Genomic DNA, 26,613 nt, shown 5'->3' on the forward strand with positions numbered 1-26,613 from the left:
GATCAGCTGCGGACTTCGACGTCATCGATTCTGGTGACGTCACCGTCGGAGGGCCCGTGCGCACGACCGATGTGCGCCTCGGCCCGCATCCGCTCGACCATGTGCGGGTAGTGCAGCTCGAACGCCGGACGCTCCGAACGGATCCGGGGCAGTTCGGTGAAGTTGTGCCGCGGCGGCGGGCAGCTGGTGGCCCACTCCAGGGAGTTGCCGTAACCCCACGGGTCGTCGACCACCACGGGCTCGCCGTAACGCCAGCTGCGGAACACGTTCCAGACGAACGGCAGCGTGGAGATGCCGAGGATGAACGCGCCGACGGTGGAGACCACGTTCAGCGTGGTGAACCCGTCGCTGGGCAGATAGTCGGCGTAGCGGCGCGGCATGCCCTCGTCACCCAGCCAGTGCTGCACCAGGAAGGTGGCGTGGAAACCGATGAAGGTCAGCCAGAAGTGCAGCTTGCCGAGGCGCTCGTCGAGCAGGCGGCCCGTCATCTTCGGGAACCAGAAGTAGATACCCGCGTAGGTGGCGAACACGATGGTGCCGAACAGCACGTAGTGGAAGTGCGCGATGACGAAGTAGGAGTCCGTCACGTGGAAATCCAGCGGCGGGCTGGCCAGCAGCACACCGGACAGACCACCGAGCAGGAAGGTGATCAGGAAGCCCACCGAGAACAGCATCGGTGTCTCGAAGGTCAACTGCCCCTTCCACATCGTGCCGATCCAGTTGAAGAACTTGATACCGGTCGGCACCGCGATCAGGAACGTCATGAACGAGAAGAACGGCAGCAGCACCGCACCCGTGGCGTACATGTGGTGCGCCCACACCGCCACCGACAGCGCCGCGATACCGAGCGTCGCGTAGATCAGCGTGGTGTATCCGAAAATCGGCTTGCGGCTGAACACCGGGAAGATCTCGGAGACGATGCCGAAGAACGGCAGCGCGATGATGTACACCTCGGGGTGACCGAAGAACCAGAACAGGTGCTGCCAGAGCAGCACGCCGCCGTTGGCCGGGTCGTAGATGTGCGCGCCGAGGTGACGGTCGGCGGCCAGACCGAACAGCGCGGCGGTCAGGATCGGGAACGCGATCAGGATGAGGATCGAGGTCACCAGGACGTTCCAGGTGAAGATCGGCATCCGGAACATGGTCATGCCCGGGGCACGCATGCAGACCACCGTGGTGATGAAGTTGACCGCACCCAGGATGGTGCCAAGACCACCGACGGCCAGACCCATGATCCACAGGTCACCACCGGCGCCCGGGGAGTGGATGGCATCGGTCAGCGGCGAGTACGCGGTCCAGCCGAAGTCGGCGGCGCCGCCGGGGGTGATGAAACCACCCATGGCGATCAACGCGCCGAACAGGAACAGCCAGAACGCGAACGCGTTGAGCCGCGGGAACGCGACGTCCGGGGCGCCGATCTGCAGCGGCAACACCAGGTTGGCGAACCCGGCGAAGATGGGGGTCGCGTAGAAGAGCAGCATCACCGTGCCGTGCATGGTGAACAGCTGGTTGAACTGCTCGTTGGACAGGAACTGCAGGCCCGGGACCGCCAGCTCGGTGCGCATCAGCAGCGCCATCAGGCCGCCGATGAGGAAGAAGCTGAAACACACGACGCAGTACATGATGCCGATCAGCTTGTGATCGGTCGTGGTGATCAGCTTGTAGATGAGGTTGCCCTTGGGGCCCATCCGCTGCGGGAACGGACGCCGTGCCTCGAGTTCTCCGATTGGGGGCGCTTCGGCTACCAACAGATCCTCCATAAAAAGTCGACGGGTCGTCCCGGCAATGGCTCTGTCGGCATCTTATCCCCATCACCGTCGGGCGCGGCATCGGTGTCCTACAAACTGTCGTATTCGCGTGTGGACGGTGTCTGACCGGCCGGAAACGGCCCGGTTGGTACCCTCGCCCGGTGCCGTTCCCCACTGCGCGCAAGGGCCTGCTCGCCGCGGGTGTCGTGGCCTCGTTCACCCTGCTGACGGCCTGTGGGGCCACCGAGACCGTGCCGGGTACCGAACCGGGCGCCCCGATCACCAGCACCACCAGGATCGCCAGCGCCGGCGTGCTGGGCAACCACCGCAGACCGGACGAATCCTGCGCGCCCGAACCGGCCCCGGCCCAGTCTCCCGACGCACCGCGGCAGGTCCGCAACGCGACCGGCCCGGGCGTGGCCCCAGACACCGAGGTGCGCGGAGATCCGCAGCGCATCGTGGCGCTGTCGGCGTCCGCGCTCGACGCGCTGTGCGCTCTCGGTCTGCAGGGCCGGGTGGTCGGCACCGCGGTCCCCCAGCCGTCGTACCTGGGCACCGTCCTGCACGACGCGCCCGGCGTCGGCCCGCGTGACACACCGGACCTGGACGCCGTGCGGGCCGCCGCGCCGGACCTGATCCTGGGCTCGGTGGCGCAGACGCCCGGATCCTTCACCGCGCTGTCGGAGATCGCGCCGACGGTGTTCACCGGCGGCCCTACCGACTGGCAGGACACCTTGCGCGCGGTGGCCGCGGCCACCGCGCGCCCGGGCGCGGCCGATGCCGCGCTCGACGGTTTCGAACGCGACGCCCGTGAGGCCGGTGCGCGCGCCGACGCCACCCATTTCCAGGCCTCGGTCCTGCAGTTCACCGAGACCACCATCAGGGTGTTCGGTGCGGCGAACTTCCCGGCCACCGTCCTGCGCGCGGTCGGCGTGGATCGCCCTGCGGCACAACGCTTCACGGATACCCCGTATATCGAGTTGAGCACCGCGGACCTGTCCGGCGACACGGATCTGTCCGCCGCCGACGGCGACATCATCTACCTGTCCTTCGAGACGGCCGCAGCCAAGGAACGGGCGACCACCGTGCTCAACAGCCAGGCCTGGCGGGCATTGTCGGCCAACCGCGACGATCGGGTGTTCGCGGTGAACAACGAGGTGTGGCAGAGCGGACAGGGCGTGATCGCGGCCCGTGGCATCGTCGAGGACCTGCGCTGGCTGAATGCGCCGATCAACTGATCCGTCGGTAATCTTCGGCGCGTGTTCCACATACTGACAATCACCTACCTGCAGCCGCCCGATGTCATCGAGGGCACCCGTCCCGCGCACCTGCAATGGTTGACCGACGAGGTGGCCGCCGGTCGCATCCTGTTGGCCGGCCGACTGGAATCCCAGCAGGGCGCGGTGCTGATCGCCGGGGACATGTCCGCCGAGCAGGCCGATGCCGTGGCCGCCGCCGATCCGTACACCCAGGCGGGCGTCGCGCGCTATGACCGCGTCAGTTTCACCGCCGGATTCCGCGCGCCCGGGCTTTAAGCCGATTCACAGCTTGAACCGGGATTAGCGCGGGTACTCCCCCCGTTGTGTTCCACAGGGCGCACACCGCGCCCGATTCTGCTTCCTTCACTACTGTCTGGTGAAGGTGCATGTATTCGCACGTGGACATACGAGACGCACGCAGAGGACTGATTGATGACCACCACCGTTTCCGCTTACGCGGCCGAGTCGGCCACCGCGCCGCTGAAGAAGACCACCATCGAACGCCGCGACGTCGGCCCCCGCGATATCGCGTTCGACATCAAGTTCGCCGGGATCTGTCACAGCGATATCCATACCGCCAAGGCTGAATGGGGCACCCCGCACTACCCGCTCGTCGTCGGGCACGAGATCGCCGGTGTCGTCACCGAGGTCGGAGCCGAGGTCACCAAGTACAAGGTGGGCGACCGGGTCGGCGTCGGCTGCATGGTCAACTCCTGCCAGGAGTGCGACAACTGCGCGGCCGGCCTTGAGCAGTACTGCACCGGCACCGGCATGATCGGCACCTACAACGCCACCGACCGCGACGGCACCGTCACCCAGGGCGGCTACAGCCAGGCGATCGTCGTCGACGAGAAATTCGTGCTGCGCATCCCGGACAGCATCCCGCTGGACAAGGCCGCTCCCCTGTTGTGCGCCGGTATCACCCTGTTCTCTCCGCTGAAGCACTGGAACGCCGGTCCCGGCAAGCAGGTCGCAGTCATCGGCCTCGGTGGTCTCGGACACATGGGGGTGAAGCTGGCGCACGCGATGGGGGCGCACGTCACCGTGCTGAGCCAGTCGTTGAAGAAGATGGAGGACGGGCTGCGCCTGGGCGCCGATGAGTACTACGCCACCTCTGATCCGGACACCTTCACCAAGCTGGCCGGCAAGTTCGACCTGATCCTGAACACGGTCTCGGCAAACCTCGATCTCGGCCAATATCTGGGCCTGCTCAAGATCGACGGCACCCTTGTCGAACTCGGTGCGCCCGAGCATCCGCTGGAGGTGCCGTTCTTCCCGCTGGCCGGTGGCCGGCGCAGCATCTCCGGTTCCATGATCGGCGGCATCCCGGAGACCCAGGAGATGCTGGACTTCTGTGCCGAGCACGGCGTCACCCCGGAGATCGAGGTCATCGAGGCGTCCTACGTCAACGAGGCCTGGGACCGCGTGATCTCCAGCGATGTGCGGTACCGCTTCGTCATCGACACCTCGACCCTGTAAGCACCGCCACGACACCGCAAATCGGGCGGCCGCCATCTCGGCGGCCGCCCGTTCTGCATGCGACGATCGGCGGCGTGACCCGCGTCGTACACCTGATATCCGTGCTGGGCGTGATCGGGGTACCCGTCTTCGGCTGGTTCGGCCGCGACTGGGCCGGTGGCACCACCCTGGCGGTGTATTGGTTCGAGACGGTGGCCGCCTGCCTGTTCATCGTGGCCCGGATCGCCCTGCACCAACGGTGGTCGCCGCGGCGTGGCCACTTCTCCTACAACGCGCCCGGCAACGAGGGCCCGCGGCTGCGTCACACGGTCAACGGACGCCGGCGCAGTGGTAAGCCGCTGGCGACCTACATGTCGAGTTTCGCCGTCATCAGCCTGAGTTTCTGCGCGGTGCACGGGGTGTTCCTCGGGACCGTGCTCTTCCTGCTGAACCACAACGGTGTCGGCCACCTGGTCCAGGTCGATTGGCGCAGTGTCGGTTTCGGATGTCTCACCATGCTCGCCTTCATGTCGGTCGACTTCCTGGTGGACCTGATCAGCCTGCGCAACTGGCCGTTTCGTCAGCTGGAGCAGATCGGCAGCCGGGCCTTGAGCCGCGTCATGGTCATCCACCTGACGCTGCTGATCGGTTTCGTCGCGATCGCGGTCACCGACACCCCGAGCACCTTCTTCGGCGTGTTCGTGGTCCTCAAGACCATGGCCTCGCTGAGCACCGCACTGCCCCAGTGGGAACCGGCCCAGCCGCCGAAGTGGCTCAGCTCCGCACTCAACCGGATACCCAGCGCCAAGCCGGGTAAGCGGTTCGAGGATGCCTGGGCCGACGAACGCACCGAGGAGCGCCAGCGGATGGAAGCCAACGAACGTCCCTGGACCGACGCCTGACCGATCGCTAGCTGTCAGACAGATCGGCCAGCGGCCAGCCCGCTGCGGCGAGTCTCGCCGCCACCCGCGCGGTGTTCTCGGGTCCGGCGTCGTGCTGGGTCATCTCGGCGATGAACGCCTCGATGTCATCGCGCGTGATCGGGTCCTCGATATCGGCGGGTGCGGCCGCCTCGGCGATATTGCGCACCACCTCGCGCACCTGCTCCTCGGTCAGCGGGGTGGCCCGCAGCAGCGCCAGCAGCGGCACCCGGTCCGGCCCGGGCACCCCGTCGGGATACCCGGCGCGCAGCCAGTTCAGGATCGAAGCCATCAGAGTCGTGACGGTCATGTGCTCAGTGTGTCACCGAGGCCGTATCCCCGGTCACCGCGTGGGCGCGGTGGCGTGCCCGGCCGATGCGCGACGCAGCGCGCGCACCACGCTGTTACGGGCCAGGTCCACCTTGAAGCCGTTCTGCGCGAGCGGGACCGCGTCCGCGGTGATCAGCTCGGCGGCGGCCCGGAACGCGGTGTCGGTGGCGCGGGCGCCGATCAGGATCGCCTCGGCCGCGGCCACCCGCCACGGTGTGGCCGCGACACCGCCGAGAGCCAGCGCGGCCGCGACGATCTCACCGTCGAGGAGTTCCACGCCCGCGGCCACCGACACCAGCGCGAAGGCGTAGCTGTGCCGGTCACGCACCTTGAGATACCAGCTGTGCCGAGCCAGCCGCGACGGCGGCAGCTCGATGCCGGTGATCAGTTCGGCGGGTCGCAGCGTGTTGTCCCGCTCCGGGGATTCGCCCGGCAGAACGAAGAACTCGTCGAGACCCACCGTCCGCGATCCGGCGGGACCGCGGACATGCACCCGGGCATCCAGTGCCGCCAGCGCCACCGCCATGTCGGAGGGGTGCACCGCCACACACGCCGCACTGGCCCCGAACAGGGCGTGCTCCCGGTTGAACCCGTCGCGCGCCGCGCACCCGGAGCCCGGATCGCGCTTGTTGCAGTGGGCGAACGATGGATCCATGAAGTACGGGCACCGGGTGCGCTGCATCAGGTTTCCGCCCGCGGTGGCCATGTTGCGGATCTGGGTGGTGGCACCGGAGAGGATGGCCTGCGACAGCATCGGGTAGTCGCGGCGGATCACGGGGTGGTTGGCCACCGCGCTGTTGGTCGCGCCCGCTCCCACCAGGACACCGCCGGAATCGGTCGCGGTGATCGCCCGCAGGTCGAGGCGGCCGATGTCGACGAGGGCGGCGGGGGTTTCCACACCGAGTTTCATCAGATCGAGCAGGTTGGTTCCGCCTGCGTAGTAACGCGCGCCCGCGGTGGCGCTGCGCACCGCGCCCACCACGGTGTCGGCGTGCTCGAAGGCGAAGGTCTTCACGACGGCGCTCCTGCGGCGTCGCGGATCGCGGCGACGATGTTGGCGTAGGCACCGCACCGGCAGATGTTGCCGGCCATCCGTTCCCGGATCTCGTCGTCGCAAAGGTGTTGCGGCCCTTCGGGGACGGTGTGCCGGCAGCCCTCGAACGAGGCCACCGACAGATCGCCGCGCGCGACCTCGCGCAGCATCGCCCGCGCCGACGTGATTTGGCCCGATGTGCAGTAACCGCACTGAAATCCGTCGTGCCGGAGGAAGGCACATTGGAGGGCATCGATCTGCGGGTCGCTGCCCTCGATGGTCTCGACGCTGGCCCCGTCGATCGAGACGGCCAGCGTCAGACAGCTCAGCACCCGCTCACCTTCCACGGTCACGGTGCAGGCACCGCACAAGCCGTGATCGCAGCCCTTCTTGGTTCCGGTGAGGCCGAGGTGCTCACGCAGCAGGTCCAGCAGGGTGCTGCGGACATCGGCGCGCACCCGTCGCGGTGTGCCGTTGATCCTCAGGTGCAGTTCGGTCATGACGTGTACTCCGATGCGAAGGGCTCTAGCAGGGATTCCAGGGTGATCGGCAGGTCGCGCAGCCGTTTTCCGGTGGCGTGATACACGGCGTTGGCGATCGCGGCGGGGACGCCGCAGATGCCGATCTCACCGATACCGCGCACCCCGACCGGGTCCAGCCCGTAGTCGGGGACGTCGATGAAGCTGATGTCGAACTCGGGGCGGTCGGCGTGGGTGGGCAGGTAGTACTCGCCGATGAGCTGCCCGGTGCGAGCGTCGTAGGGCACCTGTTCCAGCAGCGCCATCCCCAGACCGAAGGTGATACCGCCCATCACCTGGTTGGCCGCGAGCTTCGGGTTGAGTACCCGCCCGCAGTCCAGCACGGCGGTCCATCGGGTCACGCTGGCCCTGCCGATCTCCTCGTCCACCTCGACCTCACAGAAATACGCACCGAAAGACTGTGACAACGGCCCGGTTTCGTCGGGTCCGCCGCTGGTGACGGTGAAGCACAACCGCTCGCACAGCTCGGGTGCCGCGCGCAGCAGCTCGCGCAGCTCGGACACCGATGTCACCGCGGTCCCCAGCCGCTGCCGCCACTGCCGGCCCGCCAGTGCCACCGCGGAGCCGACGGTGGCCGTGGTCTGGGAGGCCCCGCTGTACGGCGCGTCGGGGAACAACGAGTCCCCGGATTCGAAAATGACTGCCTCCAGCGGCATCCCGGTGACATCCGCACCGATCTGAGCCATCACGGTGCGCACCCCCGTGCCGATCTCGTGGGTGGCCGCGGCGAACCGGATCTGCCCGTCGGGGGTGGTGACGACTCGGCAGCCCGACGGCATCCGCCGGCCGGGATAGCTGGCCGCCGCCATCCCCCATCCGACCTGGATCCCGTCGCGGCGCAACGAACGCGGCACCGCGGGCCGCTGGGACCAGCCGAACCGTTCGGCGCCGTCGAGCAGGCATTCACGGAAATGTTTCCCCGACCATGCCCGACCGCTGGGCTGATCCCGGGCCGAGTCGTTGCGAAGCCGCAGCGCCACGGGATCGGTGCCGGTCGCTTCGGCGAGCTCGTCCATCGCGACCTCCAGGGCGAACATGCCCGGCGCCTCCCCCGGCCCGCGCATGAAACATGGTGTGGGCGCGTTGATCCGGGCGACGGTGTGCGATACCGACATCCGCGGGGACCGGTAGAGGAAGCGGGCCGTCAATCCGACGGGTTCGCAGAAATGTGCCACCGTGGAGGTCTCGGTGATGGTGTGCTGTTCGGTGCTCAACAGGGCGCCGTCGGTATCGGCCACCAAGGCCACCTGCTGTTCGGTGCGGGGTCGGTGCCCGGTGGAGCTGAACATCTGGGTGCGGGTCAGCACGAGTTTCACCGGCCTGGCGACCGCTCTGGCGGCCACCGCGCACAGCACCACATGCATCCACAGGAAGCTCTTGGACCCGAACGCCCCACCGACCAAGGGGGACAGTATCCGGACCCGGTCCTCTGCTATACCGAGGTAGGCGGCCAGGGCGCGTCGTTCGCCGGTGATCCACCGGGTGCTGTCATGCACGGTGAGCATGTCGGCCTCCCAATAGGCGACGGTCGCGGACAGCTCGATCGGATAGTGCGCATTGATCGGCGTTCGGAACCGCGATGCGACACGGATGCCGTCGGGCTCCTCGGCGGGGCCGCGGCTGTCCTGCAGCTTCTCCTCGTCGAGTTTGACGAAGTGGTCGGGTTGATAACTGCCGTAGCGGATTTGGCCGCCCTTCTCGTCGGCGGGCGCCGGCGCACCCAGCACGTCGGCGGCCGTCAGCTGGGCGGGCGCGGTGTCGTAGTCGAACGTCATCAGCGAGGCCGCGTGGGTGGCCTCCTCCAGTGAACCCGCAACCACGAGTGCGAGGTGCTGTCCGACGTGCTGCACGGTCAGATCCGAGAGCGGCGGTCGGCGTTCCAACGGCAGATCCCAGGTCATGTCCACCGGAAGGACATGCAGCGGTGGACAGTTGAGCGGCGTCAGCACGAACAGCACGCCCGGCGCCTGCTCCGCGGCGGCCGCGGCCGCGGCCATCGATTCGGCGGTCACCCGACCCTTGGCGATGGTGGATTGCACCAGCACGGCGTGGACCATGCCGTCGATGACGGTATCGGCGGCGTAACCGGCCGCGCCGGTGACCTTCTCCCTGCCCTCGACGCGATCGACGGGCCGCCCGATTGCCGCTGTCACTGGCCGACACCGGCCGGATCGACCGGGTTGCACCGCGAGACGATCAGCGGGTCGGCCGGCGTGAACGGGAAGTCGGGCAGGTCCTCGATGTGGGTACCGAACGCCGCGGCCAGCACTTCGCGGGTGTAGGCGCTCATCGACGCCCGGTAGCCGATGTCGGCCGGGGTGGGCTGGTCGAAGAAGATCAGGAAATGCCACTGGTCGACACCGGTGTTCTCGATGTGGTGCGGATAGGCGCGCGGGATGAAGTACATGTCACCGGTGGTGAGGTTCCAGGTATCGAGCGTGCCGTCGGGATTCATGATCGTCATCCGGGCGTCGCCGTGCGCGACATAGCCCATCTCGGCGGTCGAGGGGTGCCAGTGCGGTTCCCGCATGCCGTTGTCGTTGACACGCAACGAGTACATCGAGATGTCCTTGAGGATCGGCCAGAACTGGGCGCGCGCGAAACGCGCGTTACCGCTGACGTAGTTGAGGCCGGGTTGCTGGGCTTCGACGTCGAACTTGTGCGGGTCACCGAAGTAGGCGCGAGCCGGGATCTCCGCGGCTCCGGTGCGGGCAGCCAGCCGGCGGTCGACGGTACTGCGGCGGATCTTGGCCAGATCGGCGGCGGGCAGGTCGTAGGTGTTGCCCAGCACGGCGTCGCTGAAGGCGCCGAGCGTGGCACCGAAGCCGAAGTCCTCGGGACGTTCGCTGCGGAACGCGACGATGAACTCCGCGACATCCTCACCGACGTTCTCGATGTGGTGCAGCGAACCGGAGTTCGCGTGGAACATCTGCCCGGCGGTGATGATGAAACTGGAGAAGGTGCTGCGGTCGTCGAGGATCGAGACCAGCGCGGTGCCCGACACACAGTAGGTGAGCTCGCTGGCGTTGGCGTGCCAGTGCGGCGTCCGCATCGCCCCGGGGTTGAGCACCAGCCGCTTCATGGACAGCCCGCGCAGGATCGGGAAGTTGTCGGCGGTGACCCGGTGGATGGAACCCAGGTCGGACTGTTCGACATCGTCGCTGTGCAGCAGGGAGATGGCATGCGGGCTGCGGGTGGGCGCTGTGGTCATGGTGTTCTCCTCGGAGCGAGTCGGTTCTCGGTGTTCTCCAGCATCGCCCCGTCGGGCGGTGATGTCTGCTCCGTTGGCGTCCATCGGCGGGGGTGTGTTTCGGTAGGCCGCGCTACCGGCTAGCCCCCATGCGCCGCGCGTCCCCGGACGTCGGCCCTGCCGGAGTGCGAGAATGCAGCGGCGCTGAAGGGATCGGCGACGGAAGGACAGCATGGATGCCCTGCGGGTGGTCATCGCCGACGATGACGTGCTGTTGCGTGAGGGGCTGGCAAGCCTGCTGCAGCGCGAGGGTTTCGAGGTCGTCGGGCAGGCCGGTGACGCCGAAGAGTTGTTGACGCTGGTGGACGCGCAGCACCCGCATCTGGTGCTCACCGATATCCGGATGCCGCCGGGCCACAGCACCGAAGGCCTGGATGCCGCGCGGCTGATCCGCGAGCGTTCCCCCGAGACCGCGATCATGGTGCTCTCGGCGCACGTCGACGTCGATCACGCGATGGAATTGCTGGCCGGCGGGCAGAGCATCGGCTACCTGCTCAAGAGCCGCGTGGTGGACGTCAACGACTTCGTCGACACCCTGCGCCGGGTCAGCCACGGGGCCTCGGTGATCGACCCCGCGCTGGTGGCCGAGTTGGTGTCCGCCCGCCGCCGCGATGATCCGCTGGCGGCGCTGAGTACCCGCGAACGCGAGGTGCTGACGCTGATGGCCGAGGGCCTGTCCAACGGCGGGATCGGGCGCCGGCTGTGGGTCACCGAGGGCACCGTGGAAAAGCATGTGCGCAGCATCCTGACCAAGCTGGACCTACCCGAGACCGGGGACGATCACCGCCGGGTGCGCGCGGTCATCGTCTACCTGGAGTCGCGCTAGCCGAGCATCTCGCGGATCGCATCCGCGGACAGCGTGAGTTTAGGCAGAAATCCGCGGGCCGGGCTCGCGGCCACCAGATCGGCGAAATCCTGCTCGTCGTGGGTGGAGGTGAGGATCACCGCGAGGTCGTGGTGGCTGTCGTTGAGGCGGTCGGCGACGTCGAATCCGCTGTCGGCGCCCAGGTCGACGTCGACCAGCGCCACGTCGGGGTGCAGTTCGGCGGTCAGTCGCTCCGCTTCCGCGGCGTCCGCGGCGGCACCGACCACGGCGAAGCCGCCGCGTTCCAGCATGGCGCGCGCGGCGTCACGGAAGGCGGCGCTGTCGTCGACGATCAAGCAGCGCGGGGCGGTCATGCTTCCAGCTTGGCAGGGCGCGTCGGCGATGGCATTCCTGTTAACGGGAAAACTCCGGGGGCCGCCCGTGCGTGCTGTCCACTACCATCGCCCGGTGACCTGGCGAACCCTGCCGAACCGACTGCTGGCGCAGGTGGTGCGCCCGACGGCGCGCCCGCTGTGGGCCGGCATCCTGGTGGCCGTCGTGTTCCTGATCGCCGAGGTCGCCGCGGTGGCCGCCCTCAAGCAGGTCGCACCGGAGAATGCGTTCGGCGCCTTGCTGCTGCTGGGTGTGCTGGTGGTGTCGGCGGGGTGGGATTTCGGCCTGGCACTGGCGACGTCGCTGGCCAGTGCCGCCGTGTACGTCTACCTGCACCTGGAGGGCCGCGACAGTCTGGCACCTGCACTGGCAGTGTTCTTGACGCTGGCGCTGCTCACCAATGTCCTTGTCGGGCAGGCCCGATTACGCGCCGCCGAGGCCGAAGAACGCCGCAGGGAGGCCGATCTGCTGGCCGTTCAGCAGGCCGCGCTGCGCCGGGTGGCCACCCTGGTCGCCCGCTCGGCGGACCCCACCGAGTTGTACGACGTGACCGTCGACGAACTGTCCCGCAGCTCCGGCGCCGACCATGTGACGCTGGTGCGTTTCGAGTCCGGTGACAGTTGCGTGGTGCTGGCCGCCCGGGACCGCGCAGATCCGGCGGGCGGCAGCGCCATGCATGTGGGCGAACGCTTTCCGCTGACCGGTGACAGCATCAGTGCGCGCGTCCTGCGCTCCGGCGCGCCCGACCGCATCGTTGATTACGCGACCGTCGCGGGCCCCATCGCGACGCGATTGCAGGGCCTCGGGGTGCGCTCCGGTGCCGGTGCGCCGTTGATCGTCGACGGTGTCGTCCGCGGCGCGCTGCTGGTGGGATCGCGCCGCCCCCTGTCGTTTTCGCCCCAGTTCGAGGATCACCTTGGTGATTTCGCCGACCTGGTCTCGACCGCCATCGCCAATGCCGAGACCCGCGCGGAGCTGACGGCGTCCCGTGCCCGCATCGTGGCCGCGGCCGACGAGGCACGGCGCGGTTTCGAACGTGATCTGCACGACGGCGCCCAGCAGCGCATCGTGTCGCTGAGCCTGCAGCTGCGGGCCATCGAAGGCGCGGCCGAGGATCCGCTGCGCGGCGAGCTGTCCCAGGTGGTGAGCGGTCTGGCCGAATTGCACACCGATCTGCAGGAACTTTCCCGCGGTATGCACCCAGCCGTCCTGTCGCGCGGCGGGCTGCGGCCGGCGCTGCGGGCGTTGGCGCGCAGATCACCGGTCCCGGTGGAACTCGATCTGCGGGTGGACGGACGGCTGCCGGAGTCGGTGGAGGTCGCGGCGTACTACGTCATCGCCGAGGCGCTGACCAACACGGCAAAGTACGCGGGGGCCGAGTTGGTGACGGTGTGTGCCTACGTCGAGGACTCGGTGTTGCTGCTCTCGGTCACCGATGACGGCGTCGGCGGCGCGCAGGCCGGCGGTGGGTCCGGGCTGATCGGGCTGCGGGACCGGGTGGAGGCGCTGTCGGGCCAGTTCGCGCTGACCAGCGCACCCGGCTTGGGCACCACCTTGCGGGCAGCGATCCCGGTCAGCTCTTGAACTGCAGCACCCGGCACCCTTCGGGCGCGGCCTTGGCCACCGCCATCCGGCCCACGTAGGACGGGTGGCGGTACCTGGCCTCGTTGATGGCGCGCAGGTTGCGCCGGGCGCGGCGCACCGAGAGTTCGACGACATTGGTGTCGGCCATTGCGATCGTCGCCATGAGATCCTCCTTGAGCCGGCTGCTAACCGTATGCGTCCCAGACTGCGGTGCGGACCGATGAGGATCCTCAACGTTAGCCGTGAACTCGATAAGAATGCCCGCTGGCCAGAGGCGGTAAACCGGGACTATGTCGGGCGTTGGCTTGCGGCGTATTCCTCGGGCCGGTTCTTCTTCATCCACGCCCGCACGGGCCAGAACAGCACCCACAGCACCGGGTAGACGGTGACGTAGAACAGGCCGTACACGGCCAGGCAGGCCAGGATGCCGGCCACCCACGCGGGGTAGACGATGATCAGGCAGAACTGCACGAACTGCTTGAGCACCACCGGCTGGCCGTCGGCCATCTTCCAGACCGTGGAGGGCTTGAGCGCGTCGACGAGCAGTCGCCAGTTCGATTTCTTCGGTTCGACCGTCGGCACGACGCCATCGGTCTCGGCAGCGCTGACGGGCTCGGTCATATCGGTTCTCCAGTCGCCGGCGCCGTTGCCGGCACACTCGTTCCGACTGCGTGTCTAACACACCGCCACCGAGTTCACCCGGTGAAACCTCGCCACGTCAGCGCAGCGTCACAACCTTTGCTGTGGGCAGACCTCGCTAGAAGTCCCAGTCCTCGTCCTCGGTGACCACGGCCTTGCCGATCACGTAGCTCGAGCCCGACCCGGAGAAGAAGTCGTGGTTCTGCACAGCACCCTGGTCAGGGACTCGATACCATCGCTCACCTGGAAATTCTCGTATCTGCTCATACCTCTAGGAACCCCGTTTTGCCGGACAAATGTGGGCAAAATAAGGGCGAGTTAACCCCGGAAGGGGATCGGTGATGCCCTCACCACGGAGGGGTCATGGCCGTTCGTCTCTAGCAGCTGCTTGGCTGCGGTCACTCGGAGCGGCTGATCCGGACTCGGTCCGACGACCAAATCGTCGATCGTGCGGGTGGGCCTCGGAATTCCAGCTTCTTCCTTCGCTGCGATCCAGGGCGGACCAGCCGTCGGATTCACCGCGATCGACAGGAACGGGAGGACACCAAACCGACCAGTTCGAAACTCTGCAGGCATCGACATCCGGGTGTTGTTCGGAGCGTGATACCAGATCATTCGCCACTCCTCCTCGTCCTTGAATCCCATGTCCTTGAACCGCGCCATCTTCGCAACGGTTTCCCAGAGCGCCCCGAAGTTCGCACTTATGCCGGGGACAGGGCTGCCCGGTTGCAGAGTCTGCGCCAGGCGATCAGCCTCTCGAATTGCTTCGTTCTCTTTGTAGAACACCCGTCGCGGTGGCCACATCAGCGACGGCGGTTCGCCGTTGATCGGCCCCAGAGGTGACTGGGTCACCGGCAGGGCGAAGGTGAAGTGGTCCAACGTCCGTCTGGCAATGCCAATTGCGTAGCCGCCGGTACCACCGGCATAGCCTCGCCATTGACTTAGTTCATCGCTCTCACCTGAGAAACATGCCGCGAACACTTGAACTGGGTCACCGAGATAGCCGCTAACTTCTAACGTCTTGGCGAGTTGGTCCAGCAGTTCGGACCGGTCTCTGGGCGTACTGGGGTTCTTCGCGACTTCGCGGAACCGCCTCGCGAAAATCTCCCCTGCGTGGCGCAGCTCGGCGCGGTCATTCATGAACCGCACGTCCGACGCAAGGAACTTGATTGCACCGGTGAAGTCCACCCCCGCGTCGACGTACACCTTGGGAAAGTTCGGGCTGGCCGCGATGCCCATGAGTCCATCAGCGTCGGTGTAGTGATAGAGAATCGGCGGCATCGAGTCGTCCGTGGCGGTCACACTCAAATTCTCGGCGACTCGTCCACATCAGCACACGCGGCGCGCTGGGAAGGAATGTCTCAGACCCAGTGCTGAACCTGACGATGAGCTTGGCGTGTTCGTCGAGCTGCTGGCCATCGAAGTACATCAGCAATTGACCTCGGAATATTTGTGACTATGCCGACGCAGACGCGGATCGATCCCCCAGCTGAGTGCTTAATCCGTAGGCTCGGCCGATTCCAGCTCTTTAAGTAGGTAGCGGCCAAAGGGATTGGGACTGCCCCGAGTTCAGTTGACTCGCGGGGTGTGAATTTCAGGCCGCGGTTGCGACTGGTGTGTGGAGCAGTTCGAACTCTATCGGGGTGAGCCTGCCGAGGGCGCGTTGGCGCCGGCGGCGGTGGTAGGTCCGCTCGATCCAGATGACGATCGCCATCCGGAGTTCGGCGCGGGTTGTCCAGCGTCGTCGGTCCAGGACGTTGCGTTGCAACAGGGCGAAGAACGACTCCATGGCTGCGTTGTCTCCGCAGGCACCGACACGGCCCATCGATCCGTGTAATCCGTTGTGTGACAGCGCGTGGACGAACTTTCGCGATCGAAACTGGCTACCCCTGTCGGAGTGGACAATCGCCGCAACCGGTGAGCGCAGCGCCACAGCGTGGTCCAGCGCCGCCACGGCCAACGACGACTTCATTCGGGAGTCGATCGAGTAGCCGACAATCCGGTTGGAGTAGACGTCTTTGATGGCGCAGAGGTAGAGCTTGCCTTCATCGGTGCGGTGCTCGGTGATGTCGGCCAGCCAGACCTGGTTGGGAGCGTGGGCGCTGAACTGACGTTGCACGAGGTCGTCATGCACGGGCGGCCCGGATCGGCGGTTCAGCCCTCGCTTCTTGGCGAAGATCGACCAGATCCGTTCCTGGGAACACAGCCGTGCGACACGGTTCTCGCTGGCGGTGATCCCGCGCCCAGGCAACTCATCAGCGATGAACCGGTACCCGAAAGCGGGATCATCAGCGTGGATCTCGCGAGCCGCGTTGATCAGGTGCGCGTCGTCCCAATCCCGCTGTGACAGCGGTGCTTTGCGCCACTTGTAGAACGCCTGGGTGGAGAATCCCAGGACCCGGCAGGTCACCGTGACGGGCACGCCGTCAGCGGCAAGGTCAAGGACCAGCGGGTACATCATTTTGGGTTGGCGTCCCGGGACAGATAGCCGACCGCGCGGCGCATCACCTCGGCCTCTTGCTCGAGGAGTTTGATCCGCTTGTGTGCTTCGCGCAGCTGCGCGGCCATGTCCTCAGCATCGGCCGCTGAGGCGGGCTTACCGCGGCCATCCTCACGATCAGCGATCTTGAGCCAGCGGTGCAGGCAAGCCTCCGATATGCCGAAGTCCTTCGCGATCTGGCGCAGCGGCGCCTCGCCCTTGCGGGCCACCGCGATGACGTCGGCACGGAACTCGGCAGGAAACGGTGTCGGCACGAGGTTGATCCTTCCAGCAAGGACGAATCCTCACAGGTCAGGAGTCAACCAAACTGGGGGCAGTCCCCAATGGACAGCTGAAAGTGCCCATAGGCGGACAGAAGAACTGCCCGTAGGTGGCCAATAAGAACTGCCCAGGGGCGGTCACGAATCTGCCCATGAAGGGGTGTCCGCCACCGGCTGTGTTCGTCAGGCCAAAGGTTTGACTCCTTTCCCGTGCAGGGCTTGAGCCAGGCGTACGGAGTCGCCGCTGGTTTGGCACAGGTGCGCGTGGTGCAGCAGCCGATCGACGGTGGCGGTCGCCAACGTCTTGGGCATCAGCTCATCGAAACCACTCGGATGCAGGTTCGACGAGATCGCCACCGAGCGGCGCTCATAGGCTGCCTCGACGATGCGGTAGAGCCCTTCGGCGGCATCGGCACCCACCGGCAGCAGGCCAACGTCATCAATGACGACGAGCTCGGCGCGCACGATCTTGGCCACGGCCTTGCCCAGGGAATCGTCGGCACGGTGCGCCCGCACCAGCACCCCGATCTGTTCGAGGGTGAACCACGCCACCGGCATCCCGGCCTCAATGACTTTCTGCCCCAACGCTTCGAGGAAGAACGTCTTACCGGTGCCGGCGGGCCCGCAGACCACCAGGTTCTCGCGGCGCCCGACCCACTCCAGGGTCTGCAGCGCCTGCTGGGTGGGCAGCGGGATCGACGACGCGCCGGGTTCCCAGACATCGAAGGTCTTCCCGGTCGGGAATCCGGCGGCTTTGCGACGGGACGCGAGCATGGAGCGGGCCCGGCCGGCGGCTTCTTCGGTCAGCAGCGCTTTGATCACCTCGGTCGGGTCCCAGCGTTGGGCCCGGGCGGTGGCCAGCACGTCGGCGGCGATCGCCCGGGCGTGCGGCAACCGCAATGCGCGCATCAGCGCCTCAACGTCGGCGGGCAACACCGCAGTGGTCGTGGTGGTAGTCATGCGATGCCTGCCTCGGGGCCGTCGATGATGGTGCGGCCGAACAGGTTCCAGGAACTGGTGCCTTGGGCCAGGGAGGTATCTTCGTCGGCGCCGCGACGAGTGGGGTCCAGGCCTTTGGCGGCCAGGATGGAATCCAGATCGCCGGTGGCGAACCGGCCATGCACAGCGGCATGACCGAGCGCCCAGTCGACATCGGCGCGGCCAGCCAGCGCGGAGAGCTCCACGGCGTGGGCCATCTTCTGCAGGATCCGTTCGGCGCCGACGGCGGCGGCTTCTTTGAGCCACACCGCCGCACCAGGGCCCAGCGCCAGGAACATCTGCTCACTGATGGTGCGGGCCCGCACCCGGTAGTCGCCGGGAACTTTGTCACGGTGCTCGGGGAAATGGCTGTCGTCGATCGCGGGGCTGCCGGTGGTGGCGCGGCGGTGGCGCGCCACTTCGACCGGGCCACCGTCATCGAGAGCGCAGATCACCACCTCATCGGTCCCGCCGTGGTGCCGGATCCACACCGTCTGGCCCAACAGTGTTGCCGGCAACGAGTATTGGCAGTGCTCGAAGGTGACCATCGGGGTGTTGTCCGGGACTCGGCGGGTCACCCCCAACGCGGCGGTGTGCGGCAGTTCAGGGATGGCGTGCAGGGCGGGGCGCTCTTGAGTAAGCATCTCCGCCGGCCGGCGTCCCGTGGCGCGGTGCACCCGGGCATTGATCTCGGCGGTGAACCCGGCGCAGGCTGCCTCCACCTCGGCGAACGAGTCGTACTGCGGCAGCAGGTTCGTCTCGGTGGGCACGATGTCGGCTTTGGCGAGCTTGACCGCGTTCTCCACCCCGCCTTTGGAGGCGGGGTCGGCAGGCTCGCAGGTCAACACCGAGATGCCGTAGAAGCGGCCGAAGGTGACCGCGGCGCGGTTACGGACCGGCACCCCGGCGATGTGTCCGACTGTCACGGTCTTCTCGTTGTCGGTCAGCAGATAGGTCGGGGCGCCCCCGACGATCCGGAAGATGCGGTCCAGACCGGCGAAGACACTGGGGGCGGTGCGATCCCGTAACGCGATCACTACCCGGTAGCGGCTCCACGCCAACCACGCCACCAACAGCACGATCTTGCGGCCGGCGACCAGTGGGCCGTCGGCGAAGTCGTACTGCAACCACAGCCCGGGCTCGGTGATCCACGGCCGGTGCACGCGGGTATTGCCCAGTCGCCATTGGACTTTGATCTCCGCCAACGCACGCCGGGTGGTGCGGTCAGTGCCTGTGTATCCCAACGCGAGGAGCTTGTCGTGGGCTTTATCGCCGCGGATCTTGCCCTTCGAATCCGCGACCCACGTTTCGAGCAGGTCGCGCCAGTCGTCGATCATCCGGGCCCGCCGCGTCGCCGGCGGCAACCCGGCATCGCGGTCTTCGACCGCTTTCTTCACGGTGTGATGCGAGCAACCGCACAACTCGGCGGCGGCGCGGTAAGACCCGGTCAGGTCGTAAGCATTGAGTATTTCCATGAGTTCTCCATCAGACTTCACGTAGGTCTCTCCTGCGGTTTTCGGTTCGACTAGGCATCGAAATCGAAACCGCAGGAGAGGCCGCTCCGGCGCTGACGCGCCGGACGGCATCAAACAGGTCTGGGCAGATTCATGGCCGCCAACGGGCACTTTCGTGTCCGCCAGTGGGCAGTTCTTATTGGCCGCGAGTGGGCATTTTCATGTCCGCCTACGGGCAGCTTTTCATGTCCGCCGACAGTCAAGACCTTCAGTGCGTGCGCGCCCGACCACTCCACCCCAACAGACACCTCGTACTTACTGTGGCCGAGTGCGTCGGCATTGGCTCGCACCGGACCGGTGAAGTCTGCGATCGCCGACTCGACCGCCCACGCTTCCACCTCATGGCCTTCAAATTGTGACGACGGACCGGACGGGTGCGCTCCAATGGCCACTGCCAAACTGACAGATCCATCGCGGTGAACGCTCTCCCACGCTTGCTTCCAGTACGCGCTCTTATGCGTCCAGGCGGGCGGAGCAGTTCAGCGCCTGAGCCGCCCCGGACGGATCAACGTCGAACGGACCATGCTTCCTGCCAGGCAGGCATATCTTTGCACGACGAACTCGCTGTCGCCTTGGCTCAGCCTATGGCAGGCGGGGCAGTAAAGTTTGCCCCGCTGCTAACGATGATCGGGGGGCCGTGGGGCACAAACAAAGCGCTGCGCGTTGTGCGGGAGCAATCGTGTGTGCTGCACTCCTTATCGCCGCAATAACCCTCGGCACCGCAGGCGATCAAGCGCATACGATTCCTAGCGATCCGCCGGGTGTAGCGGCTTCAGACCCCGACTCGGCAGAGGGCTACAGCGCCAAAGGCGGCTGGGGTCCACCAAGGCCAACCTTCACAATCGATTATCCCTCGACGTTCATTACGCTTAATTCGATCGTGGACAACCCGACTGCAGGCGATGAGCGGAACTTCTTTTCTGTAATGTCACTCGAAAGTCCAAACTCGAAGTTCGCTGACAACGTCAGCATCAAACCTGGCCACCGTTATCGGGCCGCGCTGTTTTTCTCGATGGACGCTATGCCCAGCCTGAACCTGGTCAGTGAAAATACACGGGTACAGTTCGCGCTACCATCAACTATAAAGGGCTCCGGTCGTTTGAATGGATTTGTTAGTGCGAGCAACGCAGCGCCTAGAAGGATATGGGATTCAGCTGTACTAACCCTTCCAAGTCGTGATGACGCAGTTGCGCTCCGCTATATGCCCGATTCTGCACGAATCTATAGTCAAGGCAGCGTGAATGGCCACCAGCTAGACGTTCTTGCCCTAACGAGCGAGGAGGGTGCGTTAGTAGGTTGCGATGCCCTCGATGGGCGCCTGGACGGTTCGAGTCGATGTGAGGGGTGGGTGACCGTTGACTTCATTGCAGTGCAAGCAGACTTCGTGATCGACACCTGGCTTTCGCACGCGAATCAGGTCGAACGCGTGAAGGATGCAAATCTTAAACCGAGCGATCGCATCGTCGTCACGGCCAGATACGAGAACACCGGCAGCGTCCGGCAGGACAACGTGCGCCTTATAATTGGGTCACTTCCCCGCTGCGTGCAACTCAAAGAAACGTCCGCTGCTATGTCTAACAGTAACTCGCAGAATGCTTGGACTCCTTTACCCGAGCCGGTCGAATTTGATAAATCCATCAACATGGGCGATTATCTTCCGGGCGGCACTGTATACCTTAAATTCGAACTGGAACTCTGCGACAGCGAAACGCTTTCCGATGAATACGCTCATGATTTTGGTGAAGACGGCGCGCTCTGGCTGGTTCCCGATATCATAATCCGCGCAGACACGGCGGACGGCTCAAAGAGCGGCGGACCCTTATTGTTAACCGTCCTAGGCCCTAACCAAAAGTAGCCGAGACTAAAGTGGAAGAAATCGTTTGCACTACAATCCTACAATCGCTCGCGGCAGTGGTGCTGGCGGCAGCGCTGTTCGTCATCAGCTGGTTAATCCTTCGCGCTGTTAGGTTTAAGCTGTCCAACCTGGCAGGGCCCGAGCTTGAACTCGCCGCGCTGATCGTTGCCGTAGTGAGTGTGGTGCTGGCTGGAGTCTATGTTCCGAATAGGATCGACCACGATAATCGGATACAGCAAGGCCGGAGTGAGTGTTTCGCTTCTGTTGTCACGTTACGACGAGCAACCGATGCCCTCGAGCTTGGCTATCTAGTGGCTCCCTTGCAACGTGACCAGAGGTTGGGCGACTGGCGTACCCTCGAGACCGACCTCGAGAACACTCAGTTCAGTTGCCGGAGGTCGGAGCTTGCGCCTCCGGGTGACCGATCAGCTCTCGAAGTTTTGCGGCGGGATTTTGCCGCAGCCCGAGCCGACTCAGAGCGCCGGGACCCAAACACTGATTTTATTGCGCGTGTGCGTAGCTGGTCGACGTCGGCGATGCAGAGCTTGCAATTGCGTTAGCGAGATCCAGCTAGAGCTGAAGTCGTGATCGCCTGGAGATGACCTAGTCCGGAGGCTTGAAGTCGAATCGGGACTCGCTGTAGGAGCCGCTGCAGGCCGCTATCACCGTCGTAAGGCCTGCAGCGCTGGTCTGCGTGCTCGTACGTGGCTGGTTGTTCCTGGAGACCCCATGTCTTACTCCGAAAAGACCACCACGTGGCAGCGGGAACGCGCCCGTGTGGCTGGAATGTCATCTCGGCCCAATCGCGCCCCGGACGACCCCGATCTAGTAGCGGCACGCCGCAACATGCGCGCCCTCAAGCTGGAAGCCGACATCCTCAAGGTGCTGGCTGGCGAACCCGCCCTGAACGAGGAGCAGCGCAACCACATTGCGGAGATGCTGCGCGCCGGGGATTCCCTGTGACCGGCCTGGCCACAGCCCGCGAGGTGGCCGACTACCTGCGGACGACGCCGAATCAACTGAACCGCTTGCGGTATGAGGGCAGCGGCCCCGCCTATCGCACCCGCCACGTCGTCTCCATCACTGCATAGCCTGACGGCTTCAGATGGCCCTTCTGGCGCTCGAGCCAGGCCGTGCCGAGGCCGTCCACGGTGGTACGGGCGTCGGACGGATTGACGTACTCGCCCCGCATCTTGGAGACCTCGACCGTGTTGGCGAACCGTTCGGCGTCGCGCTTTGTCCGAAACCCGCGCTTATCGGTCTGCCGGTTGTCCGGGGTCCGGTACCGCTTGCCCTGCTTGGTCTCGTAAGCCGCCACGACTGCCGTGCCGCCAGCGTAGAGAAATGTGGGCAGAAGCTCCGCACGAGGTTGCGAAAGCTAGCAAGAGGGCGGACCGTTTCCAGTCCACCCTCCGCTCAAATATTGCGCTGAACAGGCACTTTAGAAGTCCCAGTCCTCGTCCTCGGTGACCACGGCCTTGCCGATCACGTAGCTGGAGCCCGAGCCGGAGAAGAAGTCGTGATTCTCGTCGGCGTTGGGGCTCAGCGCGGACAGGATCGCCGGGTTGACGTCGGTCTCGTCCTTGGGGAACAACGCCTCATACCCGAGATTCATCAGGGCCTTGTTGGCGTTGTAGCGCAGGAACTTCTTGACGTCCTCGGACAGGCCGACCCCGTCGTAGAGGTCCTGGGTGTATTCGACCTCGTTGTCGTAGAGCTCGAAGAGCAGCTCGTAGGTGTAGTCCTTGAGCTCCTGCTTACGGGCGTCGTCGACCAGCGCCAGGCCCTTCTGGAACTTGTAGCCGATGTAGTAGCCGTGCACGGCCTCGTCGCGGATGATCAGCCGGATCATGTCGGCGGTGTTGGTCAGCTTGGCGCGGCTGGACCAGTACATCGGCAGGTAGAAGCCGGAGTAGAACAGGAAGCTCTCCAGCAGCGTGGAGGCCACCTTGCGCTTGAGCGGGTCGTCACCCTTGTAGAAGTCCATCACGATCTGCGCCTTGCGCTGCAGGTTCGGGTTCTCCTCCGACCAGCGGAAGGCCTCGTCGATCTCGGCCGTGGAGCACAGCGTGGAGAAGATGTTGCTGTAGCTCTTGGCGTGCACCGACTCCATGAACGCGATGTTGGTGTAGACGGCTTCCTCGTGCGGGGTCAGCGCGTCGGGGATCAGGCTGACCGCACCGACGGTGCCCTGGATGGTGTCCAGCAGGGTCAGGCCGGTGAACACCCGCATGGTGAGCTGCTTCTCGTGCTCGTTCAGGGTGCCCCAGGACGGGATGTCGTTGGACACCGGCACCTTCTCGGGCAGCCAGAAGTTGCCCGTCAGCCGCTCCCACACCTCGGCATCTTTGTCGTCCTGAAGACGGTTCCAGTTGATGGCCGAGACGCGGTCGATCAGCTTCATTCCATCGGACACCTTGGAACCCCATTTCACCTGGCTGTTTGTGCATTCGCCCGGATGTATCCCGTGGCGACTCCAACACTACAACTGGTGTGCGACATCACCGAGCTGTACGAGATGTTGTGTTTTGGCGTGTCGCGGCGCAGGGCTGCTTGCGGTGAAAGATCATGGGCGCGCGTCGGGTGCGGGAGCCACGCGATTCAGCAGGTCACCGAGCGCCACCAGGTCCAGATACGCCGTCACGCGCACCACCCGCTCGTCGCGCATCGTCATCACCCAGGCGTAGTCGTTGACATAGGGCAGACCGTCGAGCGCGGTGGCCGTGCCTCGCCACCGGGCCACCACCACATCACCTTCGGTGATCAACTCACGAACTTCGGCCTGGATCGGGCCGGTCAGCCGGGTCACGATGGGACCGGCACCGGCACGCAGGAATTCGGCACGGCTGGTGTAGGTGGCCGGCTCCGTGGCACGCGCCACCGTCCACTGCACATCGTCGGCCAGGATCGCATAGAAGCTGTCCTCGTCGCCGACACCCCGGGCGAAGGCGTCGCGCACCAGGTCGGCGTTGCGCTGCTGCTGGCCGTCACGGCCCGAGACGTCGGCGTTGCTACTGCATCCGAGCATCGCGGTGGCCGCGAGCACGCCGATCAGCCACAGCGGGAAACGGGCAATCATCGTCATGGCCCCCACGCTAGGAGCACCCGCAACGGTCTGGGAGGCCGCGATTCCCCTAGGAACGCGCCATCTCCGGCTGCGGGGTGAACACGTACTCCGACGGCTTGAACGTGCGCGTGGCCAACCAGTATTGCCAGGTCATCCCGCTCCACAGGGTGCGGTTGGCGCCGTGGGCGTCCATGTACCAGCTCTGGCACCCTCCGGTACTGAACACCGTGCCGGCCAGATCACGCTGCAACTCGGCGTTGAATTCGTCCTGAGCACGACGGCTCGGCGCGAGCGCGGCCGCTCCGGCCGCGTCCACCGCGGCGATGGCCTGCGCGGCGTAGCGGATCTGGGACTCGATCATGAACACCACCGAGTTGTGCCCCAGCGCCGTGTTCGGGCCCAGCAGGAAGAACAGGTTCGGCATCCCGGCGACGGTGATACCGCGGTGCGCGGCCATTCCCTCGGCGTTCCAGCGGTCCACCAGGTCCTCGCCGCCCACGCCCGTGATATCGACGTACGTGTAGGAGTCGGTGACGTGGAAACCCGTCGCCCACACCAGTACATCGACCGGATGCTCGACACCGTCGGCGGTGAGGACCCCGCCCGGGGTGATCCGGTCGATCCGCTCGGTGATCACCGTGGTCTTCGGATTCGCGATCGCGCGATAGTAGGTGTCGGAGTTGAGGATTCGCTTGCAACCGGCGCGGTAGTGCGGAGTCAGCTTACGTCGCAGCTCGGGGTCTTTGATGCTGCGGTTGATGTTCCATTTCCCCATCAGCTCACCGATTTTGAGCAGACGCGGCTGCCTGGTCATGGCAAAGCCGACACCTTCGTGGATCCAGTAGATGCCGGCCCGCAACAGCGCCCGGACACCGGGCACCGTGACGAACACCGTGCGCATCCACTGCGGGAAGGCATTGTTGGGACGCGGCATCACCCAGGCCGGGGTGCGTTGGTAGAGCTGCAGTTCGGCGACGTCATCGATGATGGCGGGCACGATCTGGATGGCGCTGGCTCCGGTTCCGATCACCGCGACCCGCTTGCCCCGGATGTCGACGCTGTGATCCCACTGCGCGGAATGAAAAGCCGTACCGCCGAAGTCGTCGACACCGGGAATCTCGGGGATCAGCGGGATATGCAGTCCGCCGGCACCGGAAACCAGGAACTGGGCGATGTACTCCTGCCCGGTGGCGTCGAAGACATGCCAGCGTGCCTCGTCCTCATACCACTGCGCGCGCTCGACATGGGCGCCGAAGCGGATGCTGCGGCGCAGGTCGTGCTTGTCGGCGACGCCCTTGAGGTAGTCGAAGATCTCCGGCTGAAAGGACCACATGTGGGTCCAGTCCGCCTTCGGCTCGAAGGAGAACGAGTACATGTGTGACGGGATATCGCACGCGCAGCCCGGGTAGGTGTTGTCGCGCCAGGTCCCGCCGATCTCCTCGGCCTTCTCCAGGATCAGGAAGTCGACGCCTTGTTTCTTGAGCGCAATGGCCATCCCGAGCCCGGAGAAACCGGAACCGATGATCAGCGCGCGGGTGGTGATGGCAGGCATGACGTCGAAGCCTTTCCTGGGAACGGCGGTACCGGATACTTCACAGTGTTCCGGCACGGGAGAGCACGTGTCAACGCCGCCGCGCGGGCAGGAACGGCGCTCCGGTCAGGGTTGGGGTGCGGGCTCCTGGCGGCGCACCGCGTTGTGCACGGGCTGGTCCGGGTCGATCTGGACACCCATCAGCTCGGCGGTGCCGTTGACCGCCCCCATCATGATGGTCGTCATATGAGCGACGAATTCCTCGGCGGGCATCCGGCGCGCGCTGTCGTCGTCGCCGCCGAGCCACCAGTCGGTGGCCGAGGCCGCGGTGCCGAACAGGGCGAAGGCGGCCAGCTCGAAGACGGCAGGATTGAGATCCATCTCACTGAGTTCACCGCTGACCATCTCGGCGATCGCCAGCGTGATGTCACGCCCCCGGTTGACCGTCGTCATGGCGGCCGCGGACTGATCGGCGAACCGGCCCTGCAGCAGGAACCGCACCACGTTGGGATGTTGGTCCACCAGGTCGACATAGTGCTCGACGGCGCGACCGATCACCTGGCGCGCCGAGTCGGACTCGATATCGATCGACGGAATCACCGCCGCCCACAACATGTCTCGCATGCGCTCGCCGATCTGGGCGAACATGTCGGACTTATCGGTGAAGTGGCGGTAGATCTTCGGTTTGGCGGTGCCCGCCTCCTCGGCGATCTCACGCACGCTCACATTGGGGCCGAGGCGGTCGATAGCACGGAAGGCAGCCTCGACGATCTCGGCGCGCACCTTCTTGCGGTGCTCGCGCCAACGTTCGCTGCGCGCATCGACCTTCACGCCGGGTTGTCCCGGCAGCGGAAGCGAGGGTCTGCGCACCTGCTCACTGTACCGGGCGGCGCTGACCTGGTCAGAACACCGGCCGGTGCGGTGGTTTGACCCGTGCGATCGCTGGGTAA

26 protein-coding genes and 1 pseudogene are annotated in these 26,613 nt (G+C 65.7%); 8 read left to right on the forward strand and 19 right to left on the reverse strand.

Features of this window, described 5'->3' with window-relative positions; all coding sequences use genetic code 11:
* Window positions 1–2 precede the first annotated feature (2 nt).
* Window positions 3–1,748 carry an aa3-type cytochrome oxidase subunit I gene (gene ctaD / locus A7U43_RS20705; protein ID WP_068003291.1) on the reverse strand — a complete coding sequence of 582 codons (1,746 nt, stop codon included), beginning with the start codon at window positions 1,746–1,748 and terminating at the stop codon, window positions 3–5.
* 161 nt (window positions 1,749–1,909) lie between these two features.
* On the opposite strand from ctaD, the gene A7U43_RS20710 reads away from it, so the two are divergent.
* The 4 genes from A7U43_RS20710 to A7U43_RS20725 all read left to right on the forward strand — a co-directional run bounded on the left by A7U43_RS20710 (window position 1,910) and on the right by A7U43_RS20725 (window position 5,367).
* Window positions 1,910–2,986, forward strand: coding sequence for an ABC transporter substrate-binding protein (locus tag A7U43_RS20710; RefSeq protein WP_067998963.1), 1,077 nt, complete (start codon window positions 1,910–1,912; stop codon window positions 2,984–2,986).
* A 21-nt stretch (window positions 2,987–3,007) separates the two neighbouring features.
* Entirely contained in the window at window positions 3,008–3,283 is a 276-nt protein-coding gene (locus A7U43_RS20715; protein ID WP_067998965.1) for a YciI family protein, read from the forward strand.
* A 156-nt stretch (window positions 3,284–3,439) separates the two neighbouring features.
* Entirely contained in the window at window positions 3,440–4,486 is a 1,047-nt protein-coding gene (locus A7U43_RS20720; protein ID WP_067998967.1) for an NAD(P)-dependent alcohol dehydrogenase, read from the forward strand.
* Between the two features lie 74 nt (window positions 4,487–4,560).
* On the forward strand, window positions 4,561–5,367 hold the full coding sequence (locus A7U43_RS20725; RefSeq protein ID WP_067998969.1) for a DUF6498-containing protein: 807 nt from the start codon (window positions 4,561–4,563) through the stop codon (window positions 5,365–5,367).
* A gap of 7 nt (window positions 5,368–5,374) precedes the next feature.
* Here A7U43_RS20725 and A7U43_RS20730 read toward each other — a convergent pair whose 3' ends face one another.
* From A7U43_RS20730 to A7U43_RS20750, 5 genes are read right to left on the reverse strand one after another with little or no spacing between them, the layout of a single operon-like run.
* A complete protein-coding gene (locus tag A7U43_RS20730; protein ID WP_067998971.1) occupies window positions 5,375–5,695 on the reverse strand; it encodes a DUF3349 domain-containing protein in 321 nt (106 codons plus the stop codon).
* 33 nt (window positions 5,696–5,728) lie between these two features.
* Window positions 5,729–6,730, reverse strand: coding sequence for an FAD binding domain-containing protein (locus tag A7U43_RS20735; RefSeq protein WP_067998973.1), 1,002 nt, complete (start codon window positions 6,728–6,730; stop codon window positions 5,729–5,731).
* On the reverse strand, window positions 6,727–7,248 hold the full coding sequence (locus tag A7U43_RS20740; protein WP_067998977.1) for a (2Fe-2S)-binding protein: 522 nt from the start codon (window positions 7,246–7,248) through the stop codon (window positions 6,727–6,729). The genes A7U43_RS20735 and A7U43_RS20740 overlap by 4 nt, the downstream gene beginning before the upstream one ends.
* The gene (locus tag A7U43_RS20745; protein WP_067998979.1) at window positions 7,245–9,440 is read right to left on the reverse strand and encodes a xanthine dehydrogenase family protein molybdopterin-binding subunit; all 2,196 of its coding nucleotides are present in this window, start codon (window positions 9,438–9,440) and stop codon (window positions 7,245–7,247) included. Before A7U43_RS20745 ends, A7U43_RS20740 begins: the two co-directional genes overlap by 4 nt.
* Window positions 9,437–10,498, reverse strand: coding sequence for a cupin domain-containing protein (locus tag A7U43_RS20750; protein WP_068003293.1), 1,062 nt, complete (start codon window positions 10,496–10,498; stop codon window positions 9,437–9,439). Before A7U43_RS20750 ends, A7U43_RS20745 begins: the two co-directional genes overlap by 4 nt.
* 211 nt (window positions 10,499–10,709) lie before the next feature.
* Between A7U43_RS20750 and A7U43_RS20755 the strand changes: the two genes are divergently transcribed.
* Window positions 10,710–11,363: a response regulator gene (locus tag A7U43_RS20755; RefSeq protein WP_067998981.1), complete on the forward strand. Its 654-nt coding sequence runs from the start codon at window positions 10,710–10,712 to the stop codon at window positions 11,361–11,363.
* On the opposite strand, the gene A7U43_RS20760 is transcribed toward A7U43_RS20755, so the two are convergent.
* Window positions 11,360–11,716 (reverse strand): response regulator, encoded by a 357-nt coding sequence (locus A7U43_RS20760; RefSeq protein WP_067998983.1) that lies wholly within the window; start codon window positions 11,714–11,716, stop codon window positions 11,360–11,362. The genes A7U43_RS20755 and A7U43_RS20760 overlap by 4 nt on opposite strands.
* 94 nt (window positions 11,717–11,810) lie before the next feature.
* Between A7U43_RS20760 and A7U43_RS20765 the strand changes: the two genes are divergently transcribed.
* Window positions 11,811–13,319 (forward strand): GAF domain-containing sensor histidine kinase, encoded by a 1,509-nt coding sequence (locus A7U43_RS20765; protein WP_231963364.1) that lies wholly within the window; start codon window positions 11,811–11,813, stop codon window positions 13,317–13,319.
* Here A7U43_RS20765 and A7U43_RS29785 read toward each other — a convergent pair.
* From A7U43_RS29785 to istA, 7 genes and pseudogenes are all read right to left on the reverse strand, one after another.
* Entirely contained in the window at window positions 13,309–13,482 is a 174-nt protein-coding gene (locus A7U43_RS29785; RefSeq protein WP_156525975.1) for a hypothetical protein, read from the reverse strand. The genes A7U43_RS20765 and A7U43_RS29785 overlap by 11 nt on opposite strands.
* Before the next feature lie 125 nt (window positions 13,483–13,607).
* Complete coding sequence (locus A7U43_RS20770) at window positions 13,608–13,940, reverse strand: hypothetical protein (protein ID WP_067998984.1); 333 nt, start codon at window positions 13,938–13,940, stop codon at window positions 13,608–13,610.
* Between the two features lie 136 nt (window positions 13,941–14,076).
* Window positions 14,077–14,169: pseudogene (locus A7U43_RS30675) on the reverse strand (hypothetical protein); the annotation flags it as partial.
* Between the two features lie 107 nt (window positions 14,170–14,276).
* Window positions 14,277–15,260, reverse strand: coding sequence for a DUF2971 domain-containing protein (locus A7U43_RS20775; RefSeq protein WP_067998985.1), 984 nt, complete (start codon window positions 15,258–15,260; stop codon window positions 14,277–14,279).
* Between the two features lie 292 nt (window positions 15,261–15,552).
* Window positions 15,553–16,712, reverse strand: a protein-coding gene (locus A7U43_RS20780; RefSeq protein ID WP_110810709.1) for an IS3 family transposase whose coding sequence is annotated in 2 segments (ribosomal slippage) — window positions 15,553–16,421 and window positions 16,421–16,712 — 1,161 coding nt in all. Because the reading frame shifts where the segments join, the coding sequence is not laid out codon by codon here.
* Between the two features lie 189 nt (window positions 16,713–16,901).
* Entirely contained in the window at window positions 16,902–17,678 is a 777-nt protein-coding gene (locus A7U43_RS20790; RefSeq protein WP_067998990.1) for an ATP-binding protein, read from the reverse strand.
* Window positions 17,675–19,192, reverse strand: a complete 1,518-nt coding sequence (istA, locus tag A7U43_RS20795) for an IS21 family transposase (RefSeq protein WP_067998992.1) — start codon at window positions 19,190–19,192, stop codon at window positions 17,675–17,677. The genes A7U43_RS20790 and istA overlap by 4 nt, the downstream gene beginning before the upstream one ends.
* Before the next feature lie 697 nt (window positions 19,193–19,889).
* On the opposite strand from istA, the gene A7U43_RS29790 reads away from it, so the two are divergent.
* Window positions 19,890–21,065 (forward strand): hypothetical protein, encoded by a 1,176-nt coding sequence (locus A7U43_RS29790; RefSeq protein WP_156525976.1) that lies wholly within the window; start codon window positions 19,890–19,892, stop codon window positions 21,063–21,065.
* 729 nt (window positions 21,066–21,794) lie between these two features.
* Complete coding sequence (locus A7U43_RS29240) at window positions 21,795–22,028, forward strand: hypothetical protein (RefSeq protein ID WP_082902231.1); 234 nt, start codon at window positions 21,795–21,797, stop codon at window positions 22,026–22,028.
* 91 nt (window positions 22,029–22,119) lie between these two features.
* Here the strand turns inward: A7U43_RS29240 and A7U43_RS20815 are convergent, their stop codons facing one another.
* From A7U43_RS20815 to A7U43_RS20835, 5 genes are all read right to left on the reverse strand, one after another.
* A complete protein-coding gene (locus A7U43_RS20815) occupies window positions 22,120–22,383 on the reverse strand; it encodes a hypothetical protein (protein WP_067998999.1) in 264 nt (87 codons plus the stop codon).
* A gap of 123 nt (window positions 22,384–22,506) precedes the next feature.
* Window positions 22,507–23,469 (reverse strand): class 1b ribonucleoside-diphosphate reductase subunit beta, encoded by a 963-nt coding sequence (nrdF, locus tag A7U43_RS20820; RefSeq protein ID WP_067999001.1) that lies wholly within the window; start codon window positions 23,467–23,469, stop codon window positions 22,507–22,509.
* 162 nt (window positions 23,470–23,631) lie between these two features.
* Complete coding sequence (locus tag A7U43_RS20825; protein WP_156525977.1) at window positions 23,632–24,150, reverse strand: nuclear transport factor 2 family protein; 519 nt, start codon at window positions 24,148–24,150, stop codon at window positions 23,632–23,634.
* Window positions 24,151–24,199: 49 nt separating this feature from the next.
* A complete protein-coding gene (locus A7U43_RS20830; protein WP_067999004.1) occupies window positions 24,200–25,684 on the reverse strand; it encodes a flavin-containing monooxygenase in 1,485 nt (494 codons plus the stop codon).
* A 105-nt stretch (window positions 25,685–25,789) separates the two neighbouring features.
* Window positions 25,790–26,533 (reverse strand): TetR/AcrR family transcriptional regulator, encoded by a 744-nt coding sequence (locus A7U43_RS20835; protein WP_067999006.1) that lies wholly within the window; start codon window positions 26,531–26,533, stop codon window positions 25,790–25,792.
* Window positions 26,534–26,613 lie beyond the last annotated feature (80 nt).

The sequence above is a fragment of the Mycobacterium adipatum genome, assembly GCF_001644575.1.
Taxonomy (GTDB): Bacteria; Actinomycetota; Actinomycetes; order Mycobacteriales; family Mycobacteriaceae; genus Mycobacterium; species Mycobacterium adipatum.

Excerpts from the sequence above, each read along its gene's own strand:
- A7U43_RS20770 (WP_067998984.1), bottom strand. The coding sequence starts at position 13,940 with ATGACCGAGCCCGTCAGCGCTGCCGAGACCGATGGCGTCGTGCCGACG.
- A7U43_RS20790 (WP_067998990.1), bottom strand. The coding sequence starts at position 17,678 with ATGACTACCACCACGACCACTGCGGTGTTGCCCGCCGACGTTGAGGCG.
- A7U43_RS20825 (WP_156525977.1), bottom strand. The coding sequence starts at position 24,150 with ATGACGATGATTGCCCGTTTCCCGCTGTGGCTGATCGGCGTGCTCGCG.
- nrdF (WP_067999001.1), bottom strand. The coding sequence starts at position 23,469 with ATGAAGCTGATCGACCGCGTCTCGGCCATCAACTGGAACCGTCTTCAG.
- A7U43_RS20730 (WP_067998971.1), bottom strand. The coding sequence starts at position 5,695 with ATGACCGTCACGACTCTGATGGCTTCGATCCTGAACTGGCTGCGCGCC.
- A7U43_RS20760 (WP_067998983.1), bottom strand. The coding sequence starts at position 11,716 with ATGACCGCCCCGCGCTGCTTGATCGTCGACGACAGCGCCGCCTTCCGT.
- A7U43_RS20750 (WP_068003293.1), bottom strand. The coding sequence starts at position 10,498 with ATGACCACAGCGCCCACCCGCAGCCCGCATGCCATCTCCCTGCTGCAC.
- A7U43_RS20720 (WP_067998967.1), top strand. The coding sequence starts at position 3,440 with ATGACCACCACCGTTTCCGCTTACGCGGCCGAGTCGGCCACCGCGCCG.
- A7U43_RS20830 (WP_067999004.1), bottom strand. The coding sequence starts at position 25,684 with ATGCCTGCCATCACCACCCGCGCGCTGATCATCGGTTCCGGTTTCTCC.
- A7U43_RS29240 (WP_082902231.1), top strand. The coding sequence starts at position 21,795 with ATGTCTTACTCCGAAAAGACCACCACGTGGCAGCGGGAACGCGCCCGT.
- A7U43_RS20740 (WP_067998977.1), bottom strand. The coding sequence starts at position 7,248 with ATGACCGAACTGCACCTGAGGATCAACGGCACACCGCGACGGGTGCGC.
- A7U43_RS20755 (WP_067998981.1), top strand. The coding sequence starts at position 10,710 with ATGGATGCCCTGCGGGTGGTCATCGCCGACGATGACGTGCTGTTGCGT.
- A7U43_RS29785 (WP_156525975.1), bottom strand. The coding sequence starts at position 13,482 with ATGGCGACGATCGCAATGGCCGACACCAATGTCGTCGAACTCTCGGTG.